Source organism: Chromobacterium vaccinii (genome assembly GCF_000971335.1).
GTDB classification, from domain to species: domain Bacteria; phylum Pseudomonadota; class Gammaproteobacteria; order Burkholderiales; family Chromobacteriaceae; genus Chromobacterium; species Chromobacterium vaccinii.
Genome location: NZ_JZJL01000016.1, coordinates 1 through 17,743, shown reverse-complemented (window position 1 = coordinate 17,743; position 17,743 = coordinate 1). Strand labels below are relative to the sequence as shown.

Genomic DNA, 17,743 nt, shown 5'->3' with positions numbered 1-17,743 from the left:
AACCCTCCCTCGGTGACGCCATGAAGACACTGCTGCGCCGCAGCCTGCTGCTCGCCGTTTTCGCCGCCCCCGCCGCCTCTCACGCCGGCGTGGTCACCTTCAGTCCGCAGGGCGAAGTGAAGGAAATCAGCCAGGTGCGCGCCACCTTCTCCGCCAGCATGATCGCGCTGGGCAACAGCGCCGCGCCGGCGCCGTTCGACTGGAGCTGCGGCCTGAAAGGCAAGAGCCACTGGGTGGACGACAAGACCTGGGCGCTGGACCTGCCGGGGACGCCCGCCGCCAACACCGACTGCCGCTTCACGCTGAAGCCCGGCCTGAAGGATGCGCGGGGAGACGCGGTCAGCGGTCCGGCCTTCCGCTTCTTCACCGGTCTGCCCATCGTCAGCCGCAGCTGGCCGGACGAGGGGCGGATCGAGGAAGACCAGGTCTTCGTGCTGAAATTCAACGCAGCCAATGTGTCGCCGTCCTCGCTCTACTGCCAGTCGTCCAGCCTGCCCGAGCGCACCCCGATGCGGACGCTCGCCATCGCCGAGCGCGCTGCGCTGCTCAAGCATCTCGATCTGCAAAAGTCGGCATCCCAGGTGCTGACCGTGCGCTGCGACCAGCGCCTGGCACCGGACAGCAAGCTGTCGCTGGTCCACCTGCGCGGAGCCGGCCAGCCGGACAAACTGGACTTCCAGGTCCGCCCCGCCTTCAGCGCCAGCATGAGCTGCCAGCGCGAAAGCGCCAAGGGCGCCTGCATCCCGTTCAAGCCCGTCACGCTGAACTTCAGCTCGCCGGTGCCGGAAAAAATGGCGATGGCGGTGCGGCTGTCCGGCGGCGGCGCCGAGCGCGAGCCGCAGGCGCAAGAGCGCAGCAAGGGCGAACCGGTGGACAGCATCAGCTTCGCGCCGCCGTTCCCGCCGCTTGGCGCGCTGACGCTGACCCTGCCCAAGGACTTCCGCGACGAAGTCGGCCGGCCGCTGGTCAACGCCGGCCGCTTCCCGCTGTCGTTCAAGCTGGGCGACTACCCGCCGCTGGCCAAATTCTCCGCCGCGCCGTTCGGCATCATCGAATCCGGCGCCGACGCCGCCTTGCCGATCACGCTGCGCGGCGTGGAGGCCGATCTGCGCATCAAGTCGGTGCAACTGGGCGGCCAGGCGCTGCGCCTCACCCGCGACGCCGACATCATGGCATGGCTGGCCAAGGTGCAGCGCTACCATGAAAGCAATCTGCCGGCCGGCAAGGACAAAACCATTGAAAGCCGGCGCGTATCGCTGCTCTCCAAGAACCGCGACGCCGCGCCGCTGAAACTGCCGACGCAGCCTGACAAGAACGGCAAATGGCCGTTCGAGGTGGTGGGCATCCCGCTGCCCAAGCCCGGCCTCTACGTGGTGGAAGTATCGTCCCGCTTGCTGGGCAAATCGCTGCTGGGCGCCGACAAGCCGATGTACGTGCGCACCGCCGCCCTGGTAACCAATATGGCCGTGCACCTGAAGCGCTCCAGTGAGAACGCCTCGGTGTGGGTGACCACGCTGGACAAGGGCAAACCGGTGCCGGACGCCCAAATCAACGTCTACGACTGCAAGGGCGAGGCGCTGTGGTCCGGCAAGGCCGACAAGAACGGCATCGCCAGCATCAACAAGCAGCTGAACGGCGGCGAATGCTCGTCCGACGAGGAACTTTCCGGCTTGTTCGTCACTGCCCGCGCCAAGGACGCGCAGGGCAACGAGGACGTGTCCTTCGTCCGCTCCGGCTGGAACCGCGGCATCGAATCGTGGCGCTTTCCCTTCCCCACCCAATGGAACGACAGCCCGTCCATCCTGGCCCATACCATCCTGGACCGCCCGCTGTTCCGCGCCGGCGAAACGGTATCGATGAAGCACCTGTTGCGGGTGCAGGCCGGCAAGGGCTTGGCCCAGCTGAAGCCCAGCCAGCTGCCGCAGCAGCTGCGCATCGTCCATGACGGCAGCGGCGATGAAATCAATCTGCCGCTGACCTGGCGCAACGGCCGCTACGCCGAAAGCAGCTACACGCTGCCGAAGGAGGCCAAGCTCGGCGAGTACACGCTGTATCTGGAGCGCAAGGGCGCGCGCGGCCAGGACGACAAGGCCAAGCCCGCCAGCCCGGAACTGGACGGCTATTCGCTGCACAGCGGCAGCTTCCGCGTCGAGGAATTCCGCCTGCCGGTGATGACCGGCCGCATCTTCACCGCCAAGGGCGCCAATATCGGCGCCAAGCAAGTGCCGCTCAACGTATCGATGTCCTGGGGCAACGGCGGCCCGGCCAAGGACTGGCCGGTGGAGGTCAGCGCGATGCTGGCCGACGCCTACACCCGCATCAAGGCCTACGACGGCTTCACCTTCTCGCCGCCGCAGCGCAGCCGCGAAAACAGCGACGGCTCGCTCGATGGAAAAGTGGTGCTGGACAAGGCCGCGCTGAAGCTGGACGCCAACGGCAACGGCAAGGCGACCGTCGACAAGCTGCCCAAGCTGGACCGCCGCTACGACCTGGTGACCGAAGCCGCCTACCGCGATCCCAACGGCGAAACCCAGACCATCACCCGCCGCATACCGCTCTGGCCGGCCGCGCTGCAGGTGGGCGTCAGCGTGGACAGCTGGATCACCGCCGGCCGCGCGCTGCAATTGAAAGCCGTGGTGCTAGACACCGCCGGCAAGCCCATCGCCAACAAAGACGTCAAGGTCACGCTGCGCGAGCACCGCTACCTGTCCAGCCGCAAACGGCTGGTAGGCGGCTTCTACGCCTGGGACCACAACGAGGAAACCGACGACAAGGGCAAGGTGTGCGGCGGCACCACCGACGCCCGCGGCCTGGTGTTCTGCGACATCAACCTCAAGGACGCCGGCGACATGGAGCTGATCGCCGAAGCCAAGGATGACCAGGGCAACGCCGCCCAGGCCGCGCAATCGGTCTGGGTCAGCAAGCACGACGAACTGTGGTTCGACGTCGACAACAATGACCGCATCGACATCCTGCCCGAGAAAACCAGCTATCTGCCCGGCGAAACCGCCCGCTTCCAGGTGCGCATGCCCTTCCGCAAGGCCACCGCCTGGCTGGCCATCGAGCGCGAAGGCATCCTGGAGACCCGCGTGGTGGCGCTGGAAGGCAAGGACCCGACGGTGGAACTGAAAATCGGCCCCGACTGGACGCCCAACGTCTACGTGTCGGTGCTGGCCGTGCGCGGCCGCGTGCGCGACGTGCCGTGGTACTCGTTCTTCACCTGGGGCTGGAAGAGCCCGTCGGAATGGTGGGACGCCTACTGGAACGAAGGCGGCGATTACGCGCCGCCGACCGCGATGGTGGACCTGTCGCGCCCCGCCTTCAAATACGGCGTGGCGGAGATACAAGTGGGCGACGCCGCCAAGCGGCTGAGCGTGGAAGTCACGCCAGCCAAGAAAAGCTACGGCATCCGCGAGACCGCCGAAGTCGCCGTCAAGGTGACGCTGCCGAACGGCAAGCCGGCGCCGGCCGGCACCGAAGTGGCCTTCGCCGCCGTCGACGAAGCGTTGCTGGAACTGCAGCCCAACCACAGCTGGGAGCTGATGCAGGCGATGTACCAGCGCCACAGCTACGGCGTGGAAACCGCCACCGCCCAGCTCGAGGTGGTGGGCAAGCGCCACTACGGCCGCAAATCGCTGCCGCCGGGCGGCGGCGGCGGCAAGGCGCCGACGCGCGAGCTGCTGGACACCCTGCTGGTCTGGCAGCCCAGCCTCAAGCTGGACGCCAACGGCAGCGCCCGCGTCAAGGTGCCGATCAACGACGCCCTCACCCGCTTCCGCCTGGTGGCGGTAGCCGACGTCGGCAATGACATGTTCGGCACCGGCGAATCCGGCTTCAATGTGACGCAAGACCTGCAGCTGAGCCCCGGCATCCCGCCGCTGGCGCGCGAGGGCGACCAGTTGCAGGCCGGCGTCACCGTGCGCAACGGCGGCGAGAAGCCGCTGAAGGTCAAGGTATCCGCCGCCGCGTCCGGCTTCCCGGCGTTGCCGGCCAGGGAAATCAGCCTGCCGGTGGGCGAGGCGCGCCTGGTCAGCTGGAACGTGACGGTGCCGGAAGGCCTGAAGGAGGCCCAATGGACCTTCGCCGCCCAGCAGATGGACGGCAAGGCCGCCGACAAGCTGGCGGTCAAACAGCAGATAGACCCCGCAGTGCCGGTGACGGTGGAGCAGGCCACTCTGCAACGCGTGTCGCCCGAGCTGTCCATCCCGGTGGCCCCGCCGCCAGGCGCGCTGCCGGGCCGCGGCGGCATCCGCGTCAGCCTGCAGGCCAAACTAGGCAATAGCCTGCCCGGCGTGCGCCGTTGGTTCGAGGACTACCCTTACGCCTGCCTGGAACAGCGCAGCTCCATCGCCATCGGCCTGGCCGACGGCAAGCGCTGGAACCAGCTGATGGGCGAGCTGCCCTTGTATCTGGACGGCAACGGCCTGGCCGCCTACTTCCCGCTGGGCGAAGGCACGCCTGACCGCGGCAGCGACGTGCTGACCAGCTATCTGCTGTCGGTGGCCGGCGAGGCCGGCATGAATATCCCGGAAAGCCCGCGCGGCAAGATGCTTGACGGCCTGTCCGCCTTCGTCGAAGGCAAGCTCAAACGCGACCTGCCCGGCAGCCGCCAGGACGCCGACGCGCGCCGCTTGGCGGCGATGGACGCGCTGTCGCGCTACGGCCGCTTCCGCCCGGCGATGCTGGACGTGCTGGACCTGAACCCGCAGAAGATGGGCACCGCCATGCTGGTGGACTGGCTGTCGCTGCTGGGCCGCGCGGCGGACATCCCGCAGCGCGCCGGCCGCATCTCGGAAGCCTCCAACCTGCTGCGCGCCCGACTGACCTACCAGGGCACGCGGATGGGCTTCAGCACCGAAGCCAACGACAACGCCTGGTGGCTGATGGGCAACGGCGACGTCAACGCCGCCAAGCTGCTGCTGGCCGCGCGCAAGCTGCCGGACTGGCAGGCCGACATGCCGCGCCTGCTGACCGGCCTGCTCGGCCGCCAACAAAAAGGCCATTGGGACACCACTACCGCCAACCTGTGGGGATCGCTGGCCACCGCGCAGTTCTCGCGCCAGTTCGAAACCGTGGCGGTGACGGGACAGACCAGCGCCGTCCTCGGCAAGTCCAGCCTCAGCCTCGCCTGGCCGCAGGAAGGCGTCAAACAGCTGGGCCTGCTGTCGTGGCCCGCCAGCGGCGGCAAGCTGCAGCTCAAACATGCTGGTTCCGGCGCGCCGTGGGCCACTATTCAAGCCGAAGCCGCCATTCCGCTGAAGGGGCCGCGCTACGCCGGCTACAGCATCAAGAAGACGCTGACGCCGGTGAGCCAGAAGGTGGACGGCCAATATCAGCCAGGCGACGTGGTCAAAGTGACCCTGACCATCCAGGCGCAGAGCGATATGAGCTGGGTGGTGGTGGACGACCCGATCCCGGCCGGCGCCGCGATCCAGGGCGGCGGCCTGGGCCGCGACTCGGCGATCGACGCCAAGTCCGGCAACGGCGGCGACTACGCCGACTACATCGAACGCCGCTTCGCCGGCTACCGCGCCTACTACAGCTACGTGCCGCGCGGCGAGCTCAAAGTGGAATACACGATGCGGCTGAACAATCCCGGCACCTTCAAGCTGCCGCCGACCCGCGTCGAAGCGATGTACGCGCCGGACGTGTTCGGAATGTCGCCGAACGGGGCATTCAAAGTGGTGGGTGACGGGAAGTGACGTGACAGCCTCTCCTCGACATTCCGGGGAGAGGCGGCATTCGCTCACAGACTGGATGGATATCGCTCAGAAATAATGGGAGAAAAGATGGAGTGTTTGGGGTGCCGATTGGCGAATGGGAAAGAAACCATACACACAGTTTACGAAAACGACCTTGTCACGTGCTTTCTTGACCACGATCCTTTCGGTGAAGGGCATACGCTGATCCTCCCCAAGCGGCATGCGGTGGAACTGGAAGAGCTGGACGGGCAGTTGACCAAAGCAGTCATGGACGCGGCCCAATCCGTCGCCAAGGCCATCAAGTCGCTGTACCGCCCGGACGGCATCACCCTCTGCCAGAACGGCGGCGTCTTCAATGAGCTCGGCCACTTTCACATGCATGTCGTGCCCAGAGATAAAAATCGTCCATTTTCAGAATTCTACTCAACCGAACCCGCTGAACCGAGAAATCACGGACTCGCTCAAACGGCAGCCGCATTGAGAGAAGCGATAGGCCGCGCCAGCGCTGCCCAGCAGCAGAGTTCACGCCAATGAACCCCGAATGCGCCGCGCCATAACCTTTGCGCCAATACCCAGTGCCCGCCCGCAATTGAGAAAAGCACCAGCAGTGACCAAACCCAGCATCCTCATCATCGCCCTGACCCTGCTCTCCGCCCCCGCCTGGGCTCAGCCCACGTTCAAAGAGGTGAAAGCCGCCTGGCAACCGTCCGACGTGACGCTGCTGGACCGCCACGGCCAGACGCTGCAGCGGCTGCGCGTCGACAAGCAGGCGCGGCGGCAGGAGTGGGTCGGCCTGGCCGACACCTCGCCCGCCTTTCGCCAGGCCCTGGTGCTGTCCGAGGACAAGCGCTTTTACCAGCACAGCGGCGTGGACTGGTCCGGCGTGGCGGCGGCGGCCTGGGCCAATCTGTGGAATACCCGCACCCGCGGCGCGTCCACGCTGACCATGCAGCTGGCCGGCCTGCTGGACGACGATCTGAAGGTGAGCAAGGGCGGCCGCAGCCTGTGGCAGAAAATGGGCCAGACCTGGTCCGCCGCCTGGCTGGAACGGCACTGGACCAAGGCGGAAATCCTGGAGGCCTACCTGAACCTGGTGGGCTTCCGCGGCGAGCTGGTGGGCCTGTCATCGCTGTCATCCACACTGTTCGGCAAGCTGCCTTCCGGACTGAACCTGGAAGAATCGGCGATCGCCGTGGCGCTGATCCGCGCCCCGAACGCCGCGCCGGACAAGGTGGCCGGCCGCGCCTGCCATATTCTGCAGGACATGGGCCGCAAGCCGGACTGCGCGGCGCTGGGCGTGCGCGCCGCGCTGGCGCTGGCCCGCAGCCGCGCCGCCAACCCGCTGGCCGAACAGGACGCGCCTCACTTCGCGCAAAAGCTGCAGCAGGCGCGCCGCTTTACCGCCGGCAGCAGGGTGGCCACCACGCTGGACCTGCCGCTGCAGCGCTTCGCCGCCGCCGCGCTGCGCCGCCATCTGTCGGCGCTGTCGCAGCGCAATGTGCAGGACGGCGCGCTGGTGGTGCTGGACAACCAGAGCGGCGACATCCTGGCCTGGGTGGGCTCCAGCGGCCGCGGCCTGTCCAACGCCGCCCAGGTGGACGGCGTCACCGCGCTGCGCCAGGCCGGCTCCACGCTCAAGCCCTTCCTGTACCAGCAAGCGCTGGAAAAGCATTATCTGACCGCCGCCTCGTTGCTGGACGACAGCCCGCTGGATCTGCAAACCGGCAGCGGCCTGTACGCGCCGCAAAACTACTCAAAGGATTTCAAGGGCCTGGTGCCGGTGCGCACCGCGCTGGCCTCGTCATTGAACATCCCTGCGGTGCGGACGATAGAAATGGTCACCCCCAACGCCGCGCGCGACCGGCTGGTCAAGCTGGGCTTCTCCAGCCTGACCGAGGACGGCGACTACTACGGCTACAGCCTGGCGCTGGGCGCGGCCGACATCCGCCTGCTGGACTTGGCCAACGCCTATCGCACGCTGGCCAACCAAGGCCTGGCCAGCCCGCCGCGCTGGACGCTGGCCGACGCCAAAGCCAAGCCCGAGCGTCTGCTCGACCCCGCCAGCAGCTTCATCATCTCCGACATCCTGTCCGATCGCACCGCGCGCGCGCTCACCTTCGGCCTGGAAAGCGCGCTGTCCACCCGCTACTGGAGCGCGGTGAAGACCGGCACCAGCAAGGACATGCGCGACAACTGGGCGGCGGGCTTCTCGCGCCGCTTCACGGTGGCGGCCTGGGTGGGCAACGCCAGCGGCGAGCCGATGTGGGACGTGTCCGGCATGCACGGCGCGGCGCCGGTATGGCAGGCCGTGCTGGATCGCGCCCAGCAATCGGCCGCCCCTCTGCCGCCGCCCGCGCCGCCGGCCGGCCTGGTGCGTCAGAAGGTAAGCTACCAGGGCGATGTCGCCGCGCCGCGGACCGAGTGGTTCCTGGCCGGCACCCAGCGCGCGCTGATCGTTCCGCAGAAGGGCTCCGCCGCCGATCTGACGCCGGGCATCGCCGCGCCGGTGGACGGCAGCATCTTCGCGCTCGATCCGGACATCCCGCCCGCCAACCAGCGCATGGTGCTGCGCGCGCGCGGCGTGGCCAAGCCGCAATGGTGGCTGGACGGCAAACGATTGGGAAGCGGAGCGGAACTGGCCTGGTTTCCCTGGCCCGGCCGGCACCGGCTGGAGCTGCGCGGCGGCGACGGCAAGGCGGTGCAGGCGGTGAGGTTCGAGGTGCGCGGCGCCTCGCTGCGGCCCGACAGGCCGCGTTGAAGCGCCCCGCCCGTCAAACTAGCCGGCGGCGGCCTTGCGCCGCTGCAGCGATTGCCACAACTGGTTGGCGCGTTGCGCGGCGCTGGCCTTCTGCTGCTCGGTCAAGGCCTGGTAGTCCTTGGTCTTCAACAGCCAGTCGGCGCTGAGCGTGTCGCCGGAGCGGCGCGCCACCAGGTTCCAGGCGGCGGCCTCTTCCGGTTGCTTGTCCAGCAGATAACTCTCCGAGATGATGGCCGCCGCGTGCAGATTGCCGCGCGCATAGGCCTGCTGCAGCGCCTCGCGCGCCTCCTCGCGGTAGCGGAAGTCCGCCTCGTAGTCCGGCTCGCGCGGATGGCCGTCCAGCTGGAACAGATAGCGCTCGGCCAGATGCGTCAGCGCCTGCGGATCGCCGCGACTGGCGGCCATGCGCAGGTCGGCCAGCGACATCTGGTAGTAACGCGCGTCTATCATGTAGCCCAGCTTGCGCAGCTGCTGCTTGCGCGCGCGCTCGGCCGGCGTTTCCGGCCGAACCGCGGCAGCCTGCTGCTGCGCGGACGGATCGCCGCCCACCGCGAAGCTGAAACCGCCGGCGCCGGGCTTCGCAGCCGGCAAAGCCGCGCCCTTCTCCGTCCCAGCCCCTTTCGCCGCGGCGGACTGCGCCTGACCGGCCGCGCCTCCCGCCATCGCGAAGTGAGCGGGCAGCCATAGCCATGCCGCCACGGCCGCCGTCCCTGCGGCCGCTGCGATCAACAAGGTTGCCCTCTTCATCGTCAGATCCGCGTCATGCAGACGTTGAAGCCGTTGGCGTAGCCGTAGCGCGAGTAGTAATCGCGCTGCGACGGCGTGCCGTGCTCGGCGTAGTCGGCCGCGTCGCGCGCCGACGCCACCGCGTTCTCGATGAAGCTCGGATAGCGCAGATTGGTCTCGGCGTACTTGGCGAAGGTGCCGCCCACGCAATCAGCCTGCAGCTCCTGCATCGGCGGCTGGCGGTTGATGCCTCGGGTGAACTGGACGGAATGGCCCCATTCGTGCGCCAGGATGAACTTGGCCACGTAGTTGCCATAGCTGCTTTCCTGCTGCTGCAGGAAGCCGGTGCCGACGCTGATGGTGTACGGGCCGCACGCCATCGCGCTGGTTTGCGGCTCGCCGCAGGCATTCTGGTCCACATAGACCGTCGGGCGCGCGTAAGAGCCGAGGAAGCCCCGGATCTCGTTGGCGCTGGACTGGATGTAGCTGTTGTTCACCGGCAGGGCCAGGGCCGCGCCGATCTGGCCTGCGATAACCGCGCCGAGCGCGCACAGCGTGATGACTTTCCTTGTCATGATCTCTTTCTCCTTGAGTGTTGCGTCACGGAGATTTTTTTATGGCAAATGAATAATCATTCTGGAAAGAATTATTATTTATAAAATTTCAATTTGATATTCTAACTTTATGTCTTTGTTTTAACGCTAAAATGCATTTGTTTCGTGATAAAAATATCCATGTAAAAGGGCGAGCCGCCATCGCAGCCCGCCCTTTCCCCTGTCCGCCGCCCGATCCGGCGTACCGCGCGCGGCATCGCCGGATCGGGATGTTTACGCCGGCTGCCCGGTAGCCGCCAGCACGATTTCGCGCACGCACACGCGCTGCGGTTGCCCGTAGGCGTAAGCGATGGCTTCGGCCACGTCGTCCGCTTCCAACACCCCGCCCATCTGCTGCTTCCACTCCTGGTAGCCGGCCTTGATCGCCTCATCGGTGGTGTGGCCCAGCAGCTCCGTCTCCACCGCGCCCGGCGCGATGGTGATCACGCGCACGCCGCTGCCGGCCACTTCCTCGCGCAGGTTTTCCGAAATCGCGTGCACCGCGAACTTCGTCCCGCAATAGGCCACGTGGTTGGGAAAGGTCTTGCGCCCGGCGATGGAGCTGATGTTGATGATGGTGCCGCGGCCGCGAGCCGCCATGCCGGCCAGCACCGCATGGATGCCGTTGAGCAGGCCCTTGACGTTGACGTCCAGCATGCGCTGCCATTCGTCCGGGTCTTGCTGAGCCATCGCGCCCAGCAACATCACGCCGGCGTTGTTGACGATGGCGTCGGCTGGGCCGAAGCGCGCCTCGGCCTCGGCCAGCGCCGCTTGCAACTGGGCGCGATCGGTCACGTCCACCCGGCGGCACAGGGTATCAGGCAGCTCCAACGCTTCCAGTTTTTCGACGCGGCGCGCCAGCAGCAGCAGCGGATGGCCTGCCCGGGAAAACAACTTGGCCGCAGCGGCGCCGATGCCGGAGCTGGCTCCGGTGATCACGATCAGGGGTTTGCTCATGGACACTCTCCTTCCATAAAATTTATCGATATGAAACAGATGCCATGCAGTATATTCAGCATGGAATAAGCTGAAAAATGATAAAAACCTCTGCCTGATATAGATTGTTTCTATGGATATTCGCCAATTGAAGGCCTTTGTCGCCGTTTTCGAGGAACGCAGCGTCACGCTGGCGGCGCAACGGCTATTCGTCACCCAGCCGACTCTGTCGGTCACCATACGCCAGTTGGAGGACGCGCTGGGCGTCACCCTGTTCGAACGGCTGCCCCGCGGCGTGGACGTCAGCGAAGACGCGCGCCTGCTCTACCCGCAAGCGCGCAGGATGCTGGCCCAGGCCGACGCCTTGACGAGGATGTTCCGGCAGCGCCGCGATTGCGCGCCGCTATGCCTGGGCGTGGACGCGGATGTGGGCCGCAGCCAGTTGGAAGCGCTGCTGGCGCGCGCGGCGCGAGCCGAGCCGGCAATATTGCTGGAGGTGCGGGAAGGATGCTGCGGCGACGCGCGGCTGGCGGCCGAGGACGGCCGCTGCGAAGACGAACTGTTTCTGCCGCTGTGGGAAGAGGATTTTGTGCTGGCCGTGCCGGCGGACCACCCTTTGGCGGCGCGCGATCAGGTGGATATCGCGCTGCTGGACGAGCCGGACTGGACAGTCTGTCCGGACCACCCCAGCCACCAGCGGCTGCTGGATCTGCATGGCAGCGCGACTCCCACATTGGCGGCGGCGCGGGCCGGCAGCCTGAGGCTGGCCGCCCATATGGCGGCTGCGGGGCTGGGCGTTGCGCTGCTGCCCGCCTCGCTGGCCGACGACCACCCCGGCCTCAAAGCCATCCCGCTGGCAGGCGCCACGCCGACCCGCCGCGTCGGGCTATGCTACGCGGCGCAAGCGCTGGAGCTTCCGGCCTTGCAGGCGCTCAAGGAAACTCTGGACGGTTACAGCGGCAGCGGCGCCGACAAGCCGTAGTTGTAGATCAGCATCGAGGCGGTGAACAGCATCACGAAGCCGATCACGCAATCCAGCACCCGCCAGCTGGACGGTTTGGTGAACAGCGGGGCCAGCTTGCCTGCGAACAGGCCGATGGCGCCGAACCACAGCACGGAGGCGCTGAGGCTGCCGATCAGGAAAGACAGCGCGCCGTGCTCGCCGTACACCGAGGACACGCTGCCGATCAGCACCACGGTGTCCAGCCAGACATAGGGATTGAGCAGGGTCACAACCAGAATGGTGCGGATGGCGCTCTTCCGGTCACGCTCCACGCCGCCGTCAAGCGTCATGCCGCCCGCGTTCAGCGCGGAGCGGAAGGACTTGAAGCCCAGCCACAGGATGAAGGCCGCGCCGGCCCAGGTGACCACGCTGACAAAGCCGGGGATGCCGGCCACCACCTTGCCCACACCTAGCACGCCGGCGGCGATCAGCAGCACATCGGCGACGATGCAAATGGCGACGATGGGCAGCACATGGCTGCGCCCTATCCCCTGCCGCAGCACATAGGCGTTCTGCGGACCGATGCCGACGATCTGGCTGAAAGAGATGCCCAGCGCGGAAAGGAAAACACTGAAATTGAACATTGCCTGCTCCAAACTATTTGCAAGCAGATTAACGTCCGGATTTCATTAAGTAAAACTAATAAAAATCATGATACATAAGAAGAATTAATAGCAGCATTCTTGCTCCACTGCTTCAGCCACTCCGGCAGCTCGCCCGCGGCCAGCGGCGGCGAAATGCCATAGCCTTGGCCGTCGTGGCAGCCTATCTCGCGCAGCCTGCTCCAGATCGCCCGGCTTTCCACCCCCTCCACCACCAGCTTGCGTCCGGTGTAGTGGGCGAAGGACAGCATGCTGCGAATGATGGCCTCGTTGCCCGGCATGTCCAGCAACAGCCGGACAAAGCGCTGGTCGATCTTGATGGTGTCGAACGGCAGCTGCTGCAGATGCACCAGCGACGATGCTCCGGTGCCGAAGTCGTCCAGCGCGATGGACAGGCCCAGGTCGCGGCAACGCTCCAGCTTGGCCGTGATCTGCTCCGCCTCCTGCTGGGTGACAGTCTCCAGCACCTCCAGCTCCAAGAAGCCCGCCGGCAGCGGGTTCGCCTCCAGCAAGGCCTCCAGTCCGAACAGGAAATCCTCGTGCTTGAGCGTGGCCGCCGACAAGTTGACGCTGACCGGCAATGACAAGCCGCGCCGCCGCCATTCGCCCATCTGGCGCACCGCCTCCCGCAGCACCCACCAGTCCAGCTCGCGCATCAGATTGGTATGCTCGATGGCGTTGAAAAACTCGCCCGGCGGCACGTGCCGGCCGTTGCGCACCCAGCGCACCAATGCCTCCGCGCCTTCGATGCGGTGGTTCTGCAGATTGATCTTGGGTTGGTAGTACAGCGCCAGCTCGCCGCGCGGAATGGCCAGCGCGAACGCGCTGCGCAGCGCGTGCAGCTTGTGAATCTCTTCGTCCATCGCCGCGTCGTAATGGCGGGAATGGCCGCCGCCTTCGTCCTTGGCCCGGTTCAACGCCAGGCCGGCTCGCCGCAGCAGGTTGGCCGCGTCGCACAGCGCGTCGCCGCTGACCGCGACGCCGACGCTGCAGCGTATCTCCACCTGGGCGCCCATCGCGTCCACCGGTTGCGGCAACAGGCTCATCAGCTCGTCCACCAGCTCCTGCAGCCTGTCGGTGCGTTCCGAGCAGGCGACGAAGCGCGCGGCGCCGACGCGGCCGACGTGGCCGAACGGATAAATGGCCTGCCGCAGGCGGCGCGCCATCTCGCACAGCACCAGATCCCCGCCTTCGTAACCGAGACGGGCGTTGATGTCGTGGAAGCCTTCCACCGCGATCGCCAGCACCGCCACCTGGCCGCCGTCGCGGCGCGCCTTCAGCAGCCGGGCGATCAGCTCCTGCATGCGGCTGCGGTTGGGCAGGCCGGTCAGCGCGTCGTGCTGGGCCAGGAAGGCCAGTTCGGTTTCGGCGCGGTGGCTGCGCTCCAGCGCGTCGTGGCGCTCCAGCCCGCGGCCGACCTCGCGCGCCATCAGTTCGAACAAGGCGCGGCGGGACTGGTCGAAGAAACCCTCTTCGCCGGCATGCAGCGCCAGCGCGCCCGCCACCTGCTGGCGCACCAGCAGCGGCACCACCAGCAGACTGCGGATGCCTTGGCGGCTCAGCGCGTCGTGCCAGGGTCTCAGCGCGGGATCGGATTGCGCATTATTGCTGACCTGGGCCGCGCGGCTGCGCAGCGCGCGCGACACCAGGCCCGGAGCCTGCGCATCCTCGGCGTGGGCCGGCAGTTCGCCGGGCATGGAGGCTCGCTCGCCGCGGGACAACGCCGCCACTTCCATCCGCTTCTCGTCGGCGTCCAGCAACCCCACCCAGGCCAGTTCGAAACCGGCCTCGCGCACGCAGACGTCGCAGACGGTCTGCAGCAGGATGCGGCGATCGGCGCTGTCGGCAAGCGCCAGGCTGACGCCGCTGAGGGTCGCGTACAGGCCGGACATCGCCTGGAAGTGCTCGCCATGGCGCGAAGCCTCGCGCTTCAGCGCCTGCTGGTAGCCGTGGGTCTTCAGCATCTGGTCCAGCAAGATGCGCTTGCGCAGCAGCCGCGCCGCGTCCAAGCCCGCCGCCTGCTCCAGGCTGGCCAGCAAATGCGGCTGGCAGCGCTCGTATAGGCCCTGCAGCCAGCCCAGGCTCACGCCCAGCCGGCAATACAGTTCGCCCTGCTCGACCAAAGCCGCTGCCACGGCCTGATCCAAGGGCATCCTCAAAAGCGCGTCCCACTCCGCCAGCAGCATGGCCGCCAGCTCATCCTGGCAGCAGCCATGATGCCGCTGCAGGCGCTCCGCTTCGCCGGGGCTTTTCAGCAAATGCCAGTAAAGCTCCTTGCCCAGCAGTTCCCTGCGGGCCATGCCGGCATCTGCGTGGCGCGGCAACTGCGCCAGGTGTTCGGTCCGGATTCCGATAAAGCGGCACATATTCGCCAGGAGTGCCATTTCATCCGTATGCATTGTTTTCTGCGCCTGTCGTGGCTGGGACGCGGCCTGCCGGGCCGCCGTCCCTACTATCTCGCCCACCTGCCCAGGAGCAGGTATTTCTTGTACCGTATCTACTGGCGCGGTCTGTCTGAAACCCGCATCAGACAAGGCCGGCCGCCAAAGGCTGCAACATGCCACGGCGCTGGCTTTTAAGCAAGTCCGGCCGCATTATTAAACGATCTCTTATCGTCGAAAGACTACGGAAAGCGAAAGTGTTCGACCCCAGACAACTGCAAACCCTGGCCGCGGTGGCGGAAACCGGCGGCTTCGACAAGGCCGCCAAAAAGCTGTTTCTGACCCAGTCGGCGGTATCGCAACGCATACGCCAGCTGGAGGAACAACTTGGTCAGCCGGTGCTCACCCGCACCTCGCCGGCGGAAGCCACCGAGGCAGGACGCCAGTTGCTGCGGCACTACCAGCAACTGCTGCTGATGGAAAACCAGCTGCTGCAGAAGCTCAGCCCGGCGCCGCGCCAGCGCGAGTTCACCACGATGGCGGTTGGCGTCAACGCCGACAGCCTGGCCACCTGGTATCTGCAGGCGGTGACGCCGGTGCTGGAAGCGCACGACCTGCTGCTGGACGTGGTGTTAGACGACCAGGACCACACCCACGAACTGATGCGCACCGGCCACGTGATGGGCTGCGTCAGCACCCGTCCGGTGCCGATCCAGAGCGGCGTTCAGCACTATCTGGGCGCGATGCGCTACCTGTGCCTGGCCACGCCGCGCTTCGCCGCGCGCCATTTTCCGGACGGGGTGGACCACGCCGCGCTCGCTCGCGCGCCCAGCATCATCTTCAGCCGCAAGGACGCGGTGCACGGGCAGTTCCTGCGCCAGGCGGCCGGCTACGAAGGCGGCTTTCCCAGCTTCACCGTGCCCTCGGCCCAGGGCTTCGTCGAACTCACCCGCCAGGGCGTCGCCTACAGCCTGCTGCCGGAGCTGATGCTGGACGGCGATCTGGAGGACGGCCGGCTGGTGGATCTGTTCCCCGGCCAGTACATGGACCTGCCGCTGTACTGGCACCACTGGCGGGTGGAGTCCGAGCTGTCGCAGGCGCTGACCGAGGCCATGCTGGACTACTGCGGCCGCCACTTGCGCCAGGACAAAGCGGCATATCATGCATCTGTTGGAGAATCGCAGCAGGGCCCCTGACCCGCACGGCATGGCCGACGCGTTGACAAGGCCAAGCCCCTGGCGCATCATCCGGCGCCGACCTGGTTTTATGGAGGCAGCATGACCAGCAAGCAACACGCACCCAGCAGTGAACAGTGGGCCGAACTGGAAATGGCCGCGCAATTGGCCGCCCGCCAGGCTTACGCGCCCTATAGCCGCTTCGCCGTCGGCGCCGCCATCCTGGACGGCAACGGCAAGATACACATCGGCTGCAATGTGGAAAACGCCTCCTTCGGCCTGAGCAACTGCGCCGAACGCACCGCGGTTTTCGCCGCCCGCGCCAATCACGGCATGCAAGACGTGGTGGCGGTTTGCATCTACACCCCCACCGATAAACCCACCTCCCCCTGCGGCGCCTGCCGCCAAGTGCTGAACGAGTTCGGCCCCGCCATGCATGTGCGCTCGATCTGCGACGGCGAGGACATCATCGACACTACGCTGGACGCGCTGCTGCCCTCCGCCTTCGGCCCCAAGAACCTGCAGGACGCCGGCCAACGCTGAGCGGCGGTCCGCGCGCACCCCACGGGAGCCCCAGGGTTCCCGTTTTTCATGCCCGCGAAAGGTTCCCCGCTGCCCGCCTCTCTTAGGGACAGCTGAAAATAACAATCGCTCGCTATATGGTCGATCACGCTGTTCCTGTTCAGAACGAAAAGGAGTCCGTGATGATGAAACCCGCCATTTCATGCCTGTCCGTACTACTGATCTGCCTGGGCGCGGCGTCTGTCCACGCCGCCCATGAGACCCAAGATCCCGCGCTGCGCCAGCGCGCGGCCGATGCATTGGCGAGGCTGGCGCCTCTGCCGCTGGCTAAGGGGAGTCTGCCGCAACCCTTGGTGGAGATAAACCGGGAAAGCGCCGACCGCCGCTGGGTGATCGGCTCGGCCACCCAGCCGCTGCCGACGATGACCGGCGTGGATGCCGATCAGGTGCCGCTGTCCCGATTGTTCCTGGCGCGGCAGACGGATCAGGGCTGGCAACTGGCGCTGGAAGGAGAAGACAGCTTCGCCGCGTTGCTGGAAGCCGCGCCGGATGATTGGCTGAGCGCCGACGAGCGGCGCGCCTGGCGCAGCCAAACCGTTCGGGCCAAGCGGCTGGCGCCCGACGCCACCGGCCTGGGCCTGCCCTGGCAGGAAGGCGCTGCCTGGAGCATGACCGGCGGCCCGCACGGCTACAGCGGCGAAAGCCAACCCTACGACTCCATAGATTTCGCCGGCGGCGACGGCCGGGTGCTGGCACCGCAAGCCGGCGTGATCTACAAGAGCTGCCTGCGCAACGGCAGCGGGCTGGTCAAGCTGGTGCACGACAACGGCTACTCATCCACCTACTATCACATGATCAACCTCAACACGGTGGCCGACGGCCAGCGCGTGGCCAAGGGCGCTTATCTGGGCAAGACAGGCAACGGCCTGCCCTGCGGCGGCAGCACCACCGGCCCTCATGTCCACTTTTCATTGATCCACCAGGGCAAGGCCGAGCCGGTGAACCGCAAGTGGCTGGGCGGCTGGCAGTTCTTCTCCGGCAGCCGCGCCTACCAGGGCTACGCCGCGCGCGACGGCGGCCGGGTGAACGTGGGCGGCCGCCTGACGCACTACCGCGGCGGCGGCGATCCGGCGCCCACGGCGTCGAGGCGGCGCTGACGCGGGCAGACCACCCCAGCGGCACCGACCGCCTGGCCGAGGTGGCCGCCAAGCTGGCGCTGCCGGCCGACGCGCTGGTGATCAATGTGCAGGGCGACGAGCCGCTGATCCAGCCCGAGCTGATCGACCGGCTGGCCGAGCTGCTGGCCGCCGGCGACGCGCCGGTGGCGACGCTGGCGCACGCGCTG

Annotated in this window: 12 protein-coding genes and 1 pseudogene; 8 read left to right on the top strand and 5 right to left on the bottom strand. The window is 66.9% G+C overall.

The genetic code is table 11. From position 1 onward, the window contains the following. The first annotated feature begins 20 nt into the window (after positions 1-20). The 3 genes from VL52_RS09870 to pbpC all read left to right on the top strand — a co-directional run bounded on the left by VL52_RS09870 (position 21) and on the right by pbpC (position 8,460). Positions 21-5,702, top strand: a complete 5,682-nt coding sequence (locus VL52_RS09870) for an alpha-2-macroglobulin family protein (protein WP_052729242.1) — start codon at positions 21-23, stop codon at positions 5,700-5,702. Positions 5,703-5,789: 87 nt separating this feature from the next. Continuing rightward, complete coding sequence (locus tag VL52_RS23950; protein WP_070981686.1) at positions 5,790-6,236, top strand: HIT family protein; 447 nt, start codon at positions 5,790-5,792, stop codon at positions 6,234-6,236. 73 nt (positions 6,237-6,309) lie between these two features. Beyond that, the gene (gene pbpC / locus VL52_RS09860; protein WP_235429263.1) at positions 6,310-8,460 is read left to right on the top strand and encodes a penicillin-binding protein 1C; all 2,151 of its coding nucleotides are present in this window, start codon (positions 6,310-6,312) and stop codon (positions 8,458-8,460) included. An 18-nt stretch (positions 8,461-8,478) separates the two neighbouring features. Here pbpC and VL52_RS09855 read toward each other — a convergent pair whose 3' ends face one another. The 3 genes from VL52_RS09855 to VL52_RS09845 form a co-directional block, all read right to left on the bottom strand. Beyond that, positions 8,479-9,207 carry a hypothetical protein gene (locus VL52_RS09855; protein ID WP_115618112.1) on the bottom strand — a complete coding sequence of 243 codons (729 nt, stop codon included), beginning with the start codon at positions 9,205-9,207 and terminating at the stop codon, positions 8,479-8,481. 2 nt (positions 9,208-9,209) lie between these two features. Next, positions 9,210-9,761, bottom strand: coding sequence for a neutral zinc metallopeptidase (locus VL52_RS09850; RefSeq protein ID WP_046156878.1), 552 nt, complete (start codon positions 9,759-9,761; stop codon positions 9,210-9,212). Between the two features lie 252 nt (positions 9,762-10,013). Beyond that, positions 10,014-10,736 carry an SDR family oxidoreductase gene (locus VL52_RS09845; RefSeq protein ID WP_046156877.1) on the bottom strand — a complete coding sequence of 241 codons (723 nt, stop codon included), beginning with the start codon at positions 10,734-10,736 and terminating at the stop codon, positions 10,014-10,016. 112 nt (positions 10,737-10,848) lie between these two features. On the opposite strand from VL52_RS09845, the gene VL52_RS09840 reads away from it, so the two are divergent. Next, complete coding sequence (locus VL52_RS09840; RefSeq protein WP_046156876.1) at positions 10,849-11,697, top strand: LysR family transcriptional regulator; 849 nt, start codon at positions 10,849-10,851, stop codon at positions 11,695-11,697. On the opposite strand, the gene VL52_RS09835 is transcribed toward VL52_RS09840, so the two are convergent. Both VL52_RS09835 and VL52_RS09830 read right to left on the bottom strand, forming a co-directional pair. Continuing rightward, entirely contained in the window at positions 11,667-12,302 is a 636-nt protein-coding gene (locus VL52_RS09835) for a LysE/ArgO family amino acid transporter (RefSeq protein ID WP_021477649.1), read from the bottom strand. The two genes, VL52_RS09840 and VL52_RS09835, sit on opposite strands and share 31 nt — an antisense overlap. Before the next feature lie 65 nt (positions 12,303-12,367). Next, a complete protein-coding gene (locus VL52_RS09830; protein WP_268753696.1) occupies positions 12,368-14,704 on the bottom strand; it encodes an EAL domain-containing protein in 2,337 nt (778 codons plus the stop codon). 254 nt (positions 14,705-14,958) lie between these two features. Here VL52_RS09830 and VL52_RS09825 point away from each other — a divergent pair, with 254 nt between their 5' ends. The 4 genes and pseudogenes from VL52_RS09825 to VL52_RS25340 all read left to right on the top strand — a co-directional run. Further along, on the top strand, positions 14,959-15,897 hold the full coding sequence (locus VL52_RS09825; protein WP_046156874.1) for an ArgP/LysG family DNA-binding transcriptional regulator: 939 nt from the start codon (positions 14,959-14,961) through the stop codon (positions 15,895-15,897). 81 nt (positions 15,898-15,978) lie between these two features. Beyond that, complete coding sequence (locus tag VL52_RS09820) at positions 15,979-16,419, top strand: cytidine deaminase (protein ID WP_046156873.1); 441 nt, start codon at positions 15,979-15,981, stop codon at positions 16,417-16,419. A gap of 116 nt (positions 16,420-16,535) precedes the next feature. Next, positions 16,536-17,555 (top strand): M23 family metallopeptidase, encoded by a 1,020-nt coding sequence (locus VL52_RS25625; protein WP_082113698.1) that lies wholly within the window; start codon positions 16,536-16,538, stop codon positions 17,553-17,555. Continuing rightward, positions 17,531-17,743, top strand: a pseudogene (locus VL52_RS25340) (cytidylyltransferase domain-containing protein); the annotation flags it as partial. The gene VL52_RS25625 and the pseudogene VL52_RS25340, both read left to right, overlap by 25 nt.

Excerpts from the sequence above, each read along its gene's own strand:
- VL52_RS09845 (WP_046156877.1), bottom strand. The coding sequence starts at position 10,736 with ATGAGCAAACCCCTGATCGTGATCACCGGAGCCAGCTCCGGCATCGGC.
- VL52_RS23950 (WP_070981686.1), top strand. The coding sequence starts at position 5,790 with ATGGAGTGTTTGGGGTGCCGATTGGCGAATGGGAAAGAAACCATACAC.
- VL52_RS09835 (WP_021477649.1), bottom strand. The coding sequence starts at position 12,302 with ATGTTCAATTTCAGTGTTTTCCTTTCCGCGCTGGGCATCTCTTTCAGC.
- VL52_RS09855 (WP_115618112.1), bottom strand. The coding sequence starts at position 9,207 with ATGAAGAGGGCAACCTTGTTGATCGCAGCGGCCGCAGGGACGGCGGCC.
- VL52_RS09820 (WP_046156873.1), top strand. The coding sequence starts at position 15,979 with ATGACCAGCAAGCAACACGCACCCAGCAGTGAACAGTGGGCCGAACTG.
- VL52_RS09870 (WP_052729242.1), top strand. The coding sequence starts at position 21 with ATGAAGACACTGCTGCGCCGCAGCCTGCTGCTCGCCGTTTTCGCCGCC.
- VL52_RS25625 (WP_082113698.1), top strand. The coding sequence starts at position 16,536 with ATGGTCGATCACGCTGTTCCTGTTCAGAACGAAAAGGAGTCCGTGATG.
- VL52_RS09840 (WP_046156876.1), top strand. The coding sequence starts at position 10,849 with ATGGATATTCGCCAATTGAAGGCCTTTGTCGCCGTTTTCGAGGAACGC.
- VL52_RS09850 (WP_046156878.1), bottom strand. The coding sequence starts at position 9,761 with ATGACAAGGAAAGTCATCACGCTGTGCGCGCTCGGCGCGGTTATCGCA.
- VL52_RS09830 (WP_268753696.1), bottom strand. The coding sequence starts at position 14,704 with ATGGCACTCCTGGCGAATATGTGCCGCTTTATCGGAATCCGGACCGAA.